Origin of the sequence: Mesotoga sp. BH458_6_3_2_1 (assembly GCF_003664995.1) — a bacterium.
Lineage (GTDB): Bacteria > Thermotogota > Thermotogae > Petrotogales > Kosmotogaceae > Mesotoga.
Genome location: NZ_JFHL01000005.1, coordinates 1 through 14259 on the forward strand (window position 1 = coordinate 1; position 14259 = coordinate 14259).

A 14259-nucleotide genomic window follows, 5' to 3' on the forward strand; every position below is an offset into this window, starting at 1 on the left:
TTTCCTCCAGACTTATCCCGGGATAGTTGCACCCCCCGGTTTTGATGACACTAGTAGTTCTTACGACACGTTCACGGTGGTTCACTTGTATTCGTCTCCTCTGGTACTCACCTGACGGGATCACTGTCCCGCCTTTTCCCGTAACGTTCACTACCATGGCTCTTTACCACAGCAGCTTACGGTGGTTTGAAGCCTCCACCTGCATGACGGCTTCGAGGGGCCCACCCTCATCTTCGATTAAGCATGGCTAGAAGTTCCCTTCTTCGCCTTCTTGGCACACGACAACTTGCAACTTGGAACTGTTCCTTTGCTCTTTCCAACCCCCTACCTGCTGACCCCAACCCCGGTCTTTCAAAAGCCCAGATCCCGGATCAGGTCCGGGATGACTATCTTAGGTTGTCATGAATGCATCACATTGCGTCATGAACATGAGGTCCGTTCTTGATGTGCTCAGTGCACACACCCCGTCGATAATGGAGCCATTTACACCTCTCGAGAGTGGATTAAAGAGTTCTTCAGGGCTTTTCAAGATCCCAGATCCTTACCGATCCGCTCTGCTTTCCCCTTTTCTCTAAGCTCTTAATAAATGGTCTAGCCAAGAACGAAGAACAGTTCCTCATTCTGGAACGAATAACAGGTTCTCCTTGGAGAAAGAATAACCGTTCAACTATGGACCAGTTCTTTTGCTATTCCTACCACGAATCTGCGACCCCCAACCCCGGTCTTTCCCATTTTTAACCCTGCCAATTTGTGTCGGGAATTTCCGATAGTCTTCTTTCAACTGCTATAGTGCCCTCTATTAAATGTTTATAGAACAGAGTATTTCTTCAAAGAAAATTAAAGTGTTCCCCTGAACTTAGGAGTAAATGTACCCTTTGAAGGCGAAAAACGATCCTATACTTGTTTCAGGAAGATGAGGAACGGTCATTCAGAAGAGGTCCATATTTATCATAAAGGGGCCCAGACCCGAGGAAAAAGGTAGAGGGGGGCCAATGGCCCCCCTTGTATCTGAGAGTGAATTTTTACTGATTGAAGTTTCTAGAGCGAGGTGGACTGAATGAAGAGAGTTGTCGTTACAGCAGATTCTCACTTTCCATCAAAGAGCGATTGCGGCTTTGCACTGATAGACGTCAGCAATCCCCTTGAACCGGTGGTTCTAAGCAGAAGCAAGCTTCCCGATCATTGCGGGAGTTTCGCGAGCAGTAACGGCTTCCTCTATTGCACTCTTCCAGGCAGTTTCATGATCTTTGACATTTCTGACCCATTTGCGCCTAGATTGCTTTCAAGGCTCGCCGCAAACGGTGGCTGTCAGATAGTGATCTCGGAAAGAAAGAAGAAGGCCTTTCTTGCCGATTGGAAGAACGGTGTCTTAATAATCGACATAAATGATCCCTATGAGCCAAGAATGATTGGAGGAATGGGGTGTAACGGAGATGAAAGAAACAATGGAGAAATTCACCCCTATGGCGTCTCCGGTCTTGCAGTGCATAATGGGCTTCTCTTCGCCTCTACTATGGATTACGACATGCTCCAGAACAGAGAGGCTCTTTACGTCTTTGATATTTCGAGACCGCGCAGCCCAAAGTGGATCGCTAGAGTGAATACTTACCCATGTCGTGGCCACGGCATAGTACTGAAAAGGAATTACGTTGTCATAGTAGGCTTGAGAAGTACGATGGTTATCGATATCTCGAGGCCTGAAGAACCCGCAACCATCTCTTTGATAGAAACTCCCGACCGTTTTGGTATGAATCCCTGGCTTTCCGGTGATTATCTGTACGTTCCCGAAATAGTATATGAGCCCAACAAGAAGCTTGCAGGATTGAGGATACTCGACATTTCAAATCCTCTTCACGTAGAGAGTATTAGTGAGCTTCTGATTCCCGCAAGAGCGGCCACTAACGTCAAAGTTGTGGATAATCTCGCTTATCTCTCCTGTCAATGCGGCCTGGCGATAGTCGACGTAGCCGATCCCGAGAAACCTAAGCTGCTTAATCTGTGTACTCCTTGTGAAGTCGACAAAATTGCGGAAGGCATCGAGGTAATTGACTATCGGGATGAAGTGTTTAAAGAAGAAAGGGTTTCTTAGCCCATAGATCACGTTTCGAACCGATTATAGGAGGTGTTTGGTATGAAAAAGGTAGCGATTCTTCTTGTAAGCCTTGTACTGCTGTTCTCGGTCAGTGTTTTGGCTAGCACGGAAACAAGGACTATTTTCGAAGGCGGCGCCGGTCCCGAAATGCTCGCAGAAAGATCTGCAGTCAACAATTACCACGCTTCTCAGATCTTTGCCGTATACATTCACACGTCAGGAGGAGATGTTCAAGTCGCAGTTAACGAAAATTGCAGCGACTTCTGCAGTTGTGCATCCAGATGTTTGCTCTGGCAAGAAGTATGTAGGACGGCAATAGAGAGAGGCCTTTCGCTTTCAACAAGTGACAGGGTAATTGTCTTCTACATCGAAAAAGGTGTGGAGAAGGTTGCGGTACTGGCCGCAAATGAATGGAATTTCACGCATGATTATGGAACTACTATTGAAGCCTGATTATCTCGTACTATTCAGATGACTCTCAATGGTTTTGGAAAAGTGTGCATGGAATGATTCGATGAGACAATGAATTCTTTTCTGAAGGAGGTGCAAAAGAATGAGAAAGACTTTCATAATAATCTTTTTCCTGATAACGATATTTGCATCACTGGCAATTGCTAGATACGATCTCGATGGAACTGTGACAGTAACGCAAGTGTACGTCCACACAGCCGGGGGTGACTACAAACTGGACATCTCGGAAATCTGCCTGAATCTCTTCAGCAGAATAGGGATCGAAGTTCTGTGGAAGGAGCTTTGTCTGGGAGCAGAAAAGTACGGCTGCGTTCTCTGCCCCTTCGATAAGGTAATAGTCTTCTTCAAAGACGAAACCGGTCTGGAAAGCGTGGCAGTTGTCGCCGCGGATAAAGACAGATTTGCTCAAGAGTTTTTGAACGGCGTTCCCACTTATCTTACACTGTGATACAAGTCTCGATAAAAAGAGTACAAAACCCTTTTCCCTTCTAACTAGAGGATCGGCCCGCACAGCGGGCCATTTTTTTGATCAATGTTGGGCGAGAGACTGTTTTGGGATAGATGAAATAGATCCTTGTTAAGTATAATAATGCTGGATCAGGACCGATCAGAGAAGAGGTGCTCCGGTGATGAAAAGAGTCCTTGTTGTTAGCGAAAGCAATTTCCCGAAGGGAACCAAGTTCAGACTCAGTTTCATCGATGCGACCGACCCGTTTCGGTTGTCTTCGATATTTGAAATGGAGACTCATAGCTTAGTTGTATCCTTGGCATACAAAGACGGATTGATCTACTGCTCGATGTCCAAGGGTTTCTCAATATACGATGTCTCCGACCTGAATTCTGTGAAAGAGATCTCACATATTGACCTGTTTGGTGGAATCGATATGGAGCTTTCATCTGGCGGCGATTACGCTTATCTGACTTCCTGGAAGAGAGGAATCACTATCGTCGACATTCATGATCCGTATAATCCATCTTTGATCGGTAGGGCGTCGTGCAACTACCAGGTCTTGCCTGACGACGACAGTCCGTAAGGACCCTATGGGGTTGCAGGAATTGTGGTTCGAGGGAGATACGCTTTCTGCGTGACCTGTGACTATACTGACGACAAGCACAGAGAGGTCTTCATTGTTTACGATATTGCAGATCCATAAAACCCTCAGCAAAAGGGAATGATCAGCACCGCTCCCTGGAGAAGCCATGGAATGGTTGCTAAAGGTGATCTTGCTTATGCCTCGGGTTTTGAAAGCATACTTGTTTTCGACATTTCAGAGCCGCTCGATCCCGTTCTCATCAACAGGCATGAACAAAAGGCGAGAATGTGCTGTAACTCGGTTATCCGGGGAAACCTGCTTTACAATGCAGGGTCAGATTACGCTCCGGAAGGCTCTGCCGGGGTACTGTCGATTTTTGACATCACCAATCCCCTTCATATGAGGGAGATTGGAGAAACGCCGACATTAGGGCGTGTTAGCTGGAACTTGGCATTAGTTAAGGATCTTGTATATGTCGTAAGCGACGGTACTATTTCGGCAGTAGAAATCGCTAACCCCGAGAAACCTGCCGTTAGAAGTCTTTGTGGGCCCTCGGGAGCAGACATGGTCTATGATGCCATCGAGATCATAGACTTTTCTGCTTGAGATCGATGAGAGGCGGGAGAGATCATGAGAGACTTCGCGATTTCCATGGATTCTGATCCTGATGAGAGAGGTGACTGCGCCTTCATGGTGGTCGATATTACTCGTAATCAGACACCGGCGCTTGTTGGCAGGACACCATGTCAAGGTTTTTACAGAGACCTGTTCGGAATCGGCAATTATCTCGTCTGTTCAGGAAATTCCGAAGTCGATATCTACAATGCAGCAATGCTGCCGGAAGTAAGTCTTATCTCTCATTTCAAGGGGTTCGGAGGGAAGAAGATCGCTCCGGATGTACACAGAGATCTCATATTCGTTCTAAACGAAGTTCAGGGTGTTGGGATCATAAGCATAGCGGAACGAGAAGAGCCGAAGTTGCTCAGTCACATCTATCCTGGAAATCTTTCGGAAGATCTATTAATGACGGATATCGCCTTGCTCGACAACCGTCTTCTGTTGCTTGTTAATGATTTGAGCACTTCATCTCACCGTGAATGCCTGCTGATTTACGACGTCACTTCGCCCGAGAGTCCGCAAATGAAAGAAAGAGTGAGTATTGCCCCCTGCAAGGGCAACGTTCTTGCGATAAAAGGTGAGAGACTGTATATCTCTGGATTCAACAGTCTTATGATCAGGAACGTCAATGACATTAATGAAAGCGGACGTTCGGCACTTGTGGAAAGGGACGGGACCAGGGGAGTTGGATTGATTGTCTATGGAGACTTTGCTTATCTTGTCGAGCATGAATGGGCTCTTAGGTCGACAACGGCCTTTCTCAACGTTGTCGATCTGAGGGTATCAGATGAACCAAAGTTCATGGGAAAGACGCTTCTGTATATTAACTTTCTTTCAGACAATCAAGACGTGTCGATGAGAAAGACCGGGGAGAGACTCATCCTCGTCTCGAATTTCGGGCTGCGGGTCATCGACGTTAGTGATCCCGCTAATCCGGATATTACCCATCTGTTCCGCCCCTCCGACAGTTCCAGAATTGCTTCCGGACTGGAGATACTCACATTTGATCGAGCTTATTAGATATCATATACGTGTATTCCCGAGTTCCATTTGCCTTCAGGAGCGTTTCGAGCGGTGAGCAATCTCGGCGATTCCGGTCTGCCGATATCTACAATCGCCACGCCCGAGTCACAGACGACATAGGCTATCTCATTGTCGATCGTTATGCTGTCCCCGAAGAAACTCAACGGCAAGACAATTTCTCCAATGAGTCGAGGGTGCAGAGGGTTAGAGATATCTATTACGTCAAGAATTCCGTTGTGTTCGACGGAGCTGTGAATAACACCAACTGCAAAGAGAAAGTCATCTGCTAGCTTCGCGCTCACTAAAAAGTGATTGCCTGTCTTCAGCTCTCCAACAATCATGGGGTCTTCAGGAATGGAGATGTCGAATGATAGAACCCCGTGCGCACCGACGGCGAAGACATAGTTGCCTTTCGAATCCATGCCGTGCGCTCTGAATTCCGGAGTCGGGATTTTCGTGACTTTCTTTGGATTCGAAGGATCTGAAACATCGTACACGTACAAAGCTCCCAGGTTTCTCGACGTGACGTAATCCATGGTAGCTCCAAACAGGAAATTGCCTCTGAGACAAAGGCCGCTTGACATACCATATGGTCCATCATTTCCAACGGGATGAAGATCTACGCAGTCACAATCGGCGCTTCCCAGTGGAATCGGGTCGTCCCTTTTTGAGACATCCAGGATTGCAATTCCCCGCCTCCAGTTAGATAGGTAGAGCAGCTCCTTCATTTTATCTAAAAGAATGTATCCTCCACTATATCCTTCTATTCTTTTCAGCATTCTTATGTTCTCGATATCTGCGATGTCGAAGACCTCGAAGAACTCTCTTTCAAGGCAATAGAGTCTTCCCGAATCGACTAGGAAGGCCATGCAGTTTCCCGAAGCTTTAACCCTGGCGTTTACGGATATCTTCGCCGGGTCGGAGACATCTGCCAAGATGAATGAGGAACCGATATTCCAGCCAGATAGATTCTCGCCGAAAACAAGACGTTTCACAGAAATCATGCCTCCACCAGGCCCAAAATCATGAACCCGTTTTAAGAGTTAGAGGAGATATTTAAGACTTCTTCAGTCTGCTTCTACTGTTGCCACTCCTATGTATTCCTTTGTCTGATCCAGTTCATCAAAAAAAGCTAAAACTGTTGGGTTGTTTACATCTTTAACGTCCACAGTCGCGACACCGTTAGAGCAGGCCAGATAGGCGGTATCTTTATCCACGAGAAGTCCAAAGCCCTCTCCCGTGTCTATACGGGTCTCGCTCAAAAGACGAGGATGGATCGGGTTTGAAACGTCGATTACCTGAAAGAATCCATTCTGAGACCTGTCGCTCGAGAGGAGCGGCTTTGAAGACAATTTGCTGTCAGCCTTTGCATAACTCTCTTCTTCGGCGAATTCAAGTATTCTTCCCGAGATTAGGAGTCGATTCCTGTAATCTCGGGCGAAAACGCCGAATCTCCCTTCAAGCGGCAGTTCTCCAATCGTGAGTGGCTCCTCGGGAGATGATATGTCTATTGAGAGAATTCCGCATGCACCCACCGCGAACAAGTGGCTTCCTACTATTGCCATTCCATGACCCCTAACAGGGGTTGTACTCAATCTGGCAGCCTTCTCTATGTTTCCCACGTCTCCGACGTCGTAAACATAGAGAGCTTCACGCCCCTTTGTCATCGAGTAGTCCATAGCAACTCCATACACAAAGCTTCCCTTCTTTTCGATCTGGGAGATCCCATACGGTCCATAAGTGGCGGTGGGTTCAACCGAAATGTCGCAATCACATGACCCGAGCAGAACAGGCGAAGTCGGGTTCTTGACATCAATTACGCTTATTCCATGCTGATAGCTTGAAAGGTACAGGCGCTTTTCCGACACTTCATACAGTGTTGTGTTGCCTGGATGGTTTCCCTCAAACATGGATACTCTGGAGATTTTTGGAAGGCTCGAAACGTCGAAGATTTCCAGGTGGCCAATTTCACTGCAGAAGAGAAGCCCATTATGAGAAGCGAATGAAACGGTCGTACCCAGAGTCCTTATTCGATCTACGAAGGATATCTTGCGCGGATCGGTAACATCGAGAACGACGAAGGCCGGATCGTACGGTTCTATGGGGAGCTCGCTTTCCGAAGTGATCATGAACCTTTTCACAGACAATCACGCTCCTTCCAAAGAGCCAGGAGTGACTTCGAAACTTCACGTGTTAACGGCAGTCTTTGAATGAGTTTTCGATTAAGCTCCTTTGCACCGAACAGAAGTGAACTCTTCTCGTTGAATGAGCCACTTTCAACCTCGAAATCCACTACAGTGCACATCACCAGCTTGTGTATTCGAACTTCGTGACTGAGCCGAACTCGTGTTTTCTGTACCTCTCAATTGTCTTTCCTATTTCTATCAGCGCCGGTTCTATGTACTCTTCCTTCACATACAGTCCCAGTCTGAAGAAGTTGTACCCTTTTTCGTCATTGAAGAACCAGTTTCCCGGCGCAATCTCTATGTTCTTTCTGTTGAGATTCCTTCTTATGTCGCGCACATCAAAGCCCTTCGGAAGCTCTACCCACCAGCTGGTTCCCGAATCACAGATATTGGCTTTGGCATATGACGGCAGATATCTGTTACAGGCATGGATTAACAATTCTCGTCTTTTTGTAAGTTTCTCATGGACGAAGGAAAGATGGTGATCGTAAAACTCGGAGTTGAGTATCTCATTCGTCACCAGCTGAAGTAATCCTGCGACATCTCTCTCCATGACTCTCATTGAACTCCATAATATGTCCAAAGCTTTATCCGGGCCTACTATCCAGCCTGTTGTGACTCCAGCTCCAAAGGTTTTCACTATGTCATGTATTTCGAAAACAACGTTGTCTTCCTCAAAGTGGCGCATTGGAAAGGGAGTCTTTCCCGTGTACTGAAACTCGGAGCCGCCGGTCAAGTCGTCGACAATTGGAACTCTGTGACTTGCGGCAAGCCTTACAAGTTCCTGTTTCTTCCTGTCAGGCATAGTCGTACCCATCGGTTCACCCGCAGTTGACTGCAAATAGACAAGTTTCACCGAATTCGTTTTGAGTGCGCCTTCAAGTTGGTTAAGATCGATTCCTTCGATACTTCTTCTAACGGGAATTACCTTCAGATGCAGGGTCTTCAGAATTCCAAGCACGTTCATATTTGTGGGGTTTTCAATCACAACTGTTTCTCCCTGTCTGGTGAAGGCTTTGAATATCAAATGCTCCGATTCGACGTTTCTGCCGCTTACGATAACATTTTCCGGCTTTAGGCTCTCCCCATTACATCCGAGTCGCATACATATTGCTTTTCGAAGATCACGCAATCCTTTTGGATGCTCCACATAGTTAACCGTCTCCATGAAGATGTCACTTTTCATCGCTCTTTGCGTGAGGGCCTTAAGGAGCTGATGTGGGATCAGTTCATCGTCCGGCGATTCATTATGAAAAATCACCTGGAGACCGCGCGTCGCAGTTTCGCTCGTCGGTGATCTCTTCTTGAACTGATGTGTATGTCTGTACCAGGTATCCAGGTGTTTGCACCAGTCGATAGGTTCGGTGTCGGCTCCCTTCTCTTTTTTCGCGCGAATATATGTACCGCTGCCCACTTCTCGGTAGACAAGATCATCCACGTAGAGTTCGTTCATAGCTTTCAAGACAACATTCTTGCTTACGCCGAGAAGCTGTTCGATTTCTCTAACAGAAGGTAACTTAGAGCCGTCGGGATATTCACCTGAAAGGATTTTCTTTCTTAGCCTTTCGATTAACTGCAAATATAACGGAACCGTGCTGTCCTTATCCAGCTGAAAATCGATTCTGAACACCTGTCTCACCCACTTTTTGAGTCTAGTATATATTCAACTGACTGAAGTGAATCTATTCACCAAATTCATCTTGGTTTACCGGAGACTTCTGCAAAAAAAATAATCTTGCGCTCTCGAAAACACACAGCAGAAGGAAAGCACGACGATGAAGGCCGTTGATATGCGCTTCACCTGAGCATCTCCCTTCACTCTCTCCAGACATCCCATGGTCGCCATGGCAGTTCGAACATCGATCCATATATCCATGGCCCATGATGGATGCTATTGTCGTACGCATAGAGAAGAAGTTGTGTGGCCGTAAAGACGATCGGCAAATGTTGGGCCATCACCAACTGGAATTCGGAGAACAATTGGCATCTCTCTTCCAGATCAACAATGTATCTTTGCACTTCCAAGATCTCATCTATTCTCTTCTGCCAGTCGGGATAAAAATAGGTCTCCTCGGTTATGTGATCGCTTAGATTGTAATCTGGATGATAATTCCAGTAATGTCTCACCCCTCTTGAATGGTAGACCATTGTAAGGAGCCCCGGTTCAGCGCCTCCCTCTGCGAGAGTCATTGAGTCGAATGTTCCAGAATGGGCTTTGGTAACATATGTGTCCCAGTCCATGAATGCAGTAGTTGCGTTGATTCCAATCTTCGAAAGCTGATCTGAGAGAACTGTGACGATTCCCACCCACTGGCTGTTCCAAGGACAGGTTAGTATCTCGAATCGTACAGGATTTCCATAACTGTCGATACAGGTACCGTCGCTCCTCCATTCGAAGCCGCCTCGTTTTAGCTCAAGCCTTGCCCGGGTTGGCGAAAAGTCGTAACTGAACTCCTCCACCTTGGGATCGTAATAGATGCTCGATGAAGATAATGGCCCGTGAATAGAGGCGCCCAGTCCAGAAAAGATCGTGTTGAGAATCGATTCTCGATCCATCAAATAAGCTATCGCCTTCCTGAAGTGTTCGTTTCTGAACCACTCGCGCTTCACCGGATCGGGAGCATTGAAGTTGAACATGAGGAACTCAGTCAGCGGTCTCGGCTGACCGGCCAAAACACTCCAGCTCTTTTCCTCGGCCATCGAGAGCACACGGGGGAACTGTTCAGCCGATGGATTATAGACATCAAGTTCGCCAGCCTCGAAACGAAGAAGAGCTTGCTCCATGCTCGTGGAGACCTTGACAAAGATCTTATCTATATAGGGCAATCTGAAGCCCGAGCTATCGAATCTCCAATAATACGGGTTCTTCTCAAGTACTATCATATCTCCCAGGTGAAACTGCTCAATGACGAAGGGTCCCATAACCACAACTTTCTCGGTTTCTCCAATATTCCAGGCAGACGGAAAAGTCCCATTTGCGACATACTCTTCGAGAGAATGCTTCGGTAGTATGGGAGTCAGACCGATAGTCCTTGGTGCGAGGGCGTTTGGCTCGCTCCATGTGAATGAGATCGTGTTGCCCTCCACTTCCACCAATGGCAGATCACCTGCAGAGCTCATAAAAGTACTGTTTCCGAACAGAGTCATCTCCGCGACTAAATATATCTCTTCGAAAGTCCATCTCACGTCCTCAATAGTGAATGGTTGTCCATCTGACCACTGAAGGCCCTCACGAATGACAAAACTCAATGTACACCCGTCTTCCGAAATCCACCAATCCTTGCATAGAGCCGGATGCTCCGGGAATCCAAATTCATTTTCATCCAGAAGCGACTCTACAATGAATTTAAGTATGTTTAGAGAAGCACCGTCATTTCCGAAAGCAGGATTCAGAGATCTGGGATCCATTCCATCAACGCTCAGTGTCCCTCCCGGTTTGCCGGAGACTTCTGCGACATAATAATCTTGCGCTCTCGAAAACACACAGCAGAAGGAAAGCACGACGATGAAGGCCGTTGATATGCGCTTCACTTTAGCATCTCCCTTCAATCTCTCCAGACATCCCATGGTCTCCAGGGCATTCCAAGCATCGCCCCATAGATCCACGGGCCATGATGTATATCGCTATCATATGCATAGAGCAGTAGCTGAGTTGTCATGAAAATCGAAGGCATGTGCTCAGCCAACAGCAGCTGGAACTCAGAGAACAATTCGCATCTCTCGTCCAGTTCAATAACGGATTTTTGCGCTTCCAAGATCTCATCTATTCTCTTCTGCCAATCGGGATAAAAATAGGTCTCCTCAGTTATGTGATCGCTTGGATTGTAATCTGGATGGAAGTTCCAGTAATGACTCGTCCCCTTTGAATGGTAGACCGTTTCAAGGAGACCCGGCTCAGTACTTCCTTCCCCCATTGTCATTGAATCAAATGTCCCTAAATAGGCTCTGGTAACAAATGAGTCCCAGTCCATGAATGCAGTAGTTGCGTTGATTCCAATCTTTGAAAGCTGATCTGAGAGTATCGTGACGATTCCGATCCACTGGCTGTTCCAAGAACACGTTAGTATCTGGAAACTCACCGGATTCCCATACTCGTCGATACAGGTTCCGTCGCTCCTCCAGTCGAAGCCGCCTCGTTTTAGCTCAAGCTTTGCCCGGGTCGGCGAGAAGTCGTAACTGAACTCCTCCACCTGGGGATCGTAGTAAATACTGGATGAGGATACCGGACCGTGCAGTATGACTCCCAGACCACAGTAAACTGTATCCAGGACCGATTTTCGATCCATGGCGTAGGCTATCGCCTTCCTGAAGTGTTCGTTTCTGAACCACTCGCTTTTCACCGGATCGGGAACATTGAAGTTGAACATGAGGAACTCACTCAGCGGTCTCGGTTGACCGGTGACAGCTTTCCAGCCCTTTTCCTCTGCCATTGAGAGAATTCTCGGAAACTGGTCGGCAGTTGGATTGATTATGTCGAGTTCGCCTGCTTCAAACCTTATGAGAACCTGTTCCATGTTTGTGGAAACCGTTATGAAGATTTTGTCGAGATAGGGTAATCTGAAGCCCGAGCTATCGAATCTCCAGTAATAAGGGTTCCTTTCAAGAACTATCATATCGCCTTGATAATACTTCCCAACAACGAATGGACCCATGACGACTACTTTCTCGAATTCACCGATATTCCATGCGGTAGAGAAAGTCCCTTCAGTTACGTTCTTTTCCAGGCAGTGTTTTGGGAGAATCGGAGTTAGGCCGATAGTTCTCGGCGCGAGGGCATTTGGCTCGCTCCATGTGAATGAGATCGTGTTGCCCTCCACTTCTACCAATGGCAGATCACCTGCAGAGCTCATGAAATTACTGTTTCCGAACAGAGTCATCTCTGCGACTAAATATATCTCTTCGAAAGTCCATCTAACGTCCTCAATAGTGAATGGTTGTCCATCTGACCACTGGAGGCCCTCGCGAATGACAAAACTCAATGTGCACCCGTCTTCTGAGATCCACCAATCCTTGCATAGAGCCGGATGCTCCGGGAATCCAAATTCATTTTCATCCAGAAGCGACTCCGTAATCAGGTCGAGTGTAATTGCCGATCCCCCATCCATGCCAAACGCCGGATTTAGAGACAGTGGATCGGTGCCATCGATGCTCAGCGACCCTCCCGGCTTGCCGTTACAGTCGACAATGAAGTAATCTGGTTCTGAGGCCAATCCTGCGACAAATAAAATAGTAAGCATAGAAACGAGGATTAACACTCTTTTCATAATCCCATCTCCCTTCCAACAATTGTCCTCTCACAATGCGGACCCGGAGGACACATTTTTCTTGCACCTGCACGCTGAAAAAGCCTCGGTTCAACAGTAGGTTTCAGGGCAAAGCTTGTTCGCTGTTAGATGGAAGAACAGAGTGTGAAAGAGGAGTAATAAATGAGCCAGTATCAAGCTTCGTATTCCCTTTCCCTCCATCCAGATAGAGGGACACAAATGAAAATTCAATGAAGCGACACGGCATATGTAGCAAAACATCTTTTCGGTTACACGTAGATTATATTGCATGAAGTCTATCAATCAAACAACTGATCGAACAGTAGAGCATGATTTTTTGTAAAACAATGAAGTCACTAGAATTAAAATAAAAGCAAACGCAATTGAACCTACATCTAAAATCACTCCAGTCTATGACAGAAGTCAGTCTTGGGCCTTCATGGTTGATTATGTTCACTTGATAGTCCTAATAGCGTTTTAACGATCTCTCACATGAACATTCAGGCATTTCGAGAGATGTATTCTCTGCAAAGCCAATGACTTTCTATTAAGGTTCTGTCAAATGAAAAGTATCAGTCCTGAATGCAAATCCGAGAACGTCTCTTGAGACTCTTCTTTGAAGGAGAAACGCAATCTCATTTCGCGCTGCTTAACCTCGCGCATTCGTAAAGAAGTTATAATCTATATTGATTAAGAGTTAGGAGTGATTCAATGCATTCAAAGAGAAGAATAGTCCTTTCAACAATTGTAATGTTGTTTGCCACCCTGGGCCTTTCACTTACTATATGCATCGATCCCGGTCATCAGAAGGAAGCCGACTTTTCTCACGAGCAGATCGCTCCGGGTTCTGAAACGACCAAGGCGAGGGTTTCTACCGGAACGCGCGGCTCCTCTACCGGGATTCCTGAATACGTCTTCAATTTGGAATTCTCTTTCATGCTTAGGGATAGGCTTCTCGAAGAGGGGTACGACGTCGTGATGACTAGAGAGAGTCACGAAGTCAACGTGAGCAACATAGAGAGGGCAGAGATAGCAAACGAGGCAAAGGCGGATCTTTGTGTCCGGATACACGCAAACTACAGCTCCGAAAGCAGCCTGAAAGGATTTATGTTGCTTGTTCCTTCTGCGTCGTCCGTTCACACCGCACCGATCTACGAAGAGAGCAGGAAGGCTGCCGAGAAGATCCATGCGAGCTTGCTGCAGATAAGCGGAATAAAGTCTCTCGGAATCAGAGTTCGTGATGACATGACGGGGTTCAACTGGTCGAAAGTCCCTGTAATAATCTTCGAAGCGGGGTATATGTCCAATCCTGAAGAAGATGTCCTTCTCTCCACCCAGGATTACAGGGAAAAGCTTGTCGAGGCTCTCGTTACCGGAATCGCGGATTATTTTCTTACGAAGTAGGTATTGCTTATCAAAAGCAGAACTCAGAACAATTTGAATTTCAAGCGCTTTGCCGATGCTCTCAATATAATAAAAATTGCTGCCCTTTTCGAGGGCAGCGAAGCGGTCTGAGGGTTACTTCAGCAATTAGATTATACAACTTTATCTTCTATATTCCAAGTCAAAGT

General features: G+C 46.7%; 12 protein-coding genes. 7 read left to right on the forward strand and 5 right to left on the reverse strand.

Features of this window, described 5'->3' with window-relative positions; all coding sequences use genetic code 11:
* Positions 1-1057 precede the first annotated feature (1057 nt).
* The 6 genes from Y697_RS03970 (at position 1058) to Y697_RS03995 (ending at position 5235) form a co-directional block, all read left to right on the forward strand.
* Positions 1058-2089: an LVIVD repeat-containing protein gene (locus Y697_RS03970; protein WP_121550410.1), complete on the forward strand. Its 1032-nt coding sequence runs from the start codon at positions 1058-1060 to the stop codon at positions 2087-2089.
* A gap of 42 nt (positions 2090-2131) precedes the next feature.
* On the forward strand, positions 2132-2545 hold the full coding sequence (locus Y697_RS03975) for a hypothetical protein (RefSeq protein WP_121550411.1): 414 nt from the start codon (positions 2132-2134) through the stop codon (positions 2543-2545).
* Positions 2546-2645: 100 nt separating this feature from the next.
* On the forward strand, positions 2646-3011 hold the full coding sequence (locus Y697_RS03980; RefSeq protein ID WP_121550412.1) for a hypothetical protein: 366 nt from the start codon (positions 2646-2648) through the stop codon (positions 3009-3011).
* Positions 3012-3192: 181 nt separating this feature from the next.
* The gene (locus tag Y697_RS03985) at positions 3193-3597 is read left to right on the forward strand and encodes a hypothetical protein (protein ID WP_183083701.1); all 405 of its coding nucleotides are present in this window, start codon (positions 3193-3195) and stop codon (positions 3595-3597) included.
* A gap of 171 nt (positions 3598-3768) precedes the next feature.
* The gene (locus Y697_RS03990; protein WP_183083702.1) at positions 3769-4203 is read left to right on the forward strand and encodes a hypothetical protein; all 435 of its coding nucleotides are present in this window, start codon (positions 3769-3771) and stop codon (positions 4201-4203) included.
* Positions 4204-4227: 24 nt separating this feature from the next.
* The gene (locus Y697_RS03995; RefSeq protein ID WP_121550415.1) at positions 4228-5235 is read left to right on the forward strand and encodes a hypothetical protein; all 1008 of its coding nucleotides are present in this window, start codon (positions 4228-4230) and stop codon (positions 5233-5235) included.
* Here Y697_RS03995 and Y697_RS04000 read toward each other — a convergent pair.
* The 5 genes from Y697_RS04000 to Y697_RS04020 form a co-directional block, all read right to left on the reverse strand.
* Complete coding sequence (locus Y697_RS04000) at positions 5232-6233, reverse strand: LVIVD repeat-containing protein (RefSeq protein WP_183083703.1); 1002 nt, start codon at positions 6231-6233, stop codon at positions 5232-5234. The two genes, Y697_RS03995 and Y697_RS04000, sit on opposite strands and share 4 nt — an antisense overlap.
* A 72-nt stretch (positions 6234-6305) precedes the next feature.
* Positions 6306-7379 carry an LVIVD repeat-containing protein gene (locus tag Y697_RS04005; protein ID WP_259462320.1) on the reverse strand — a complete coding sequence of 358 codons (1074 nt, stop codon included), beginning with the start codon at positions 7377-7379 and terminating at the stop codon, positions 6306-6308.
* A 163-nt stretch (positions 7380-7542) separates the two neighbouring features.
* Positions 7543-9054, reverse strand: a complete 1512-nt coding sequence (locus tag Y697_RS04010) for a PLP-dependent aminotransferase family protein (protein WP_183083704.1) — start codon at positions 9052-9054, stop codon at positions 7543-7545.
* A gap of 185 nt (positions 9055-9239) precedes the next feature.
* Positions 9240-10955: an ABC transporter substrate-binding protein gene (locus Y697_RS04015; protein WP_259462302.1), complete on the reverse strand. Its 1716-nt coding sequence runs from the start codon at positions 10953-10955 to the stop codon at positions 9240-9242.
* A 14-nt stretch (positions 10956-10969) separates the two neighbouring features.
* Entirely contained in the window at positions 10970-12688 is a 1719-nt protein-coding gene (locus Y697_RS04020; RefSeq protein ID WP_121550420.1) for an ABC transporter substrate-binding protein, read from the reverse strand.
* Between the two features lie 711 nt (positions 12689-13399).
* Here Y697_RS04020 and Y697_RS04025 point away from each other — a divergent pair.
* Positions 13400-14092 carry an N-acetylmuramoyl-L-alanine amidase gene (locus Y697_RS04025; protein WP_121550421.1) on the forward strand — a complete coding sequence of 231 codons (693 nt, stop codon included), beginning with the start codon at positions 13400-13402 and terminating at the stop codon, positions 14090-14092.
* The last annotated feature ends 167 nt before the right edge of the window (positions 14093-14259 follow it).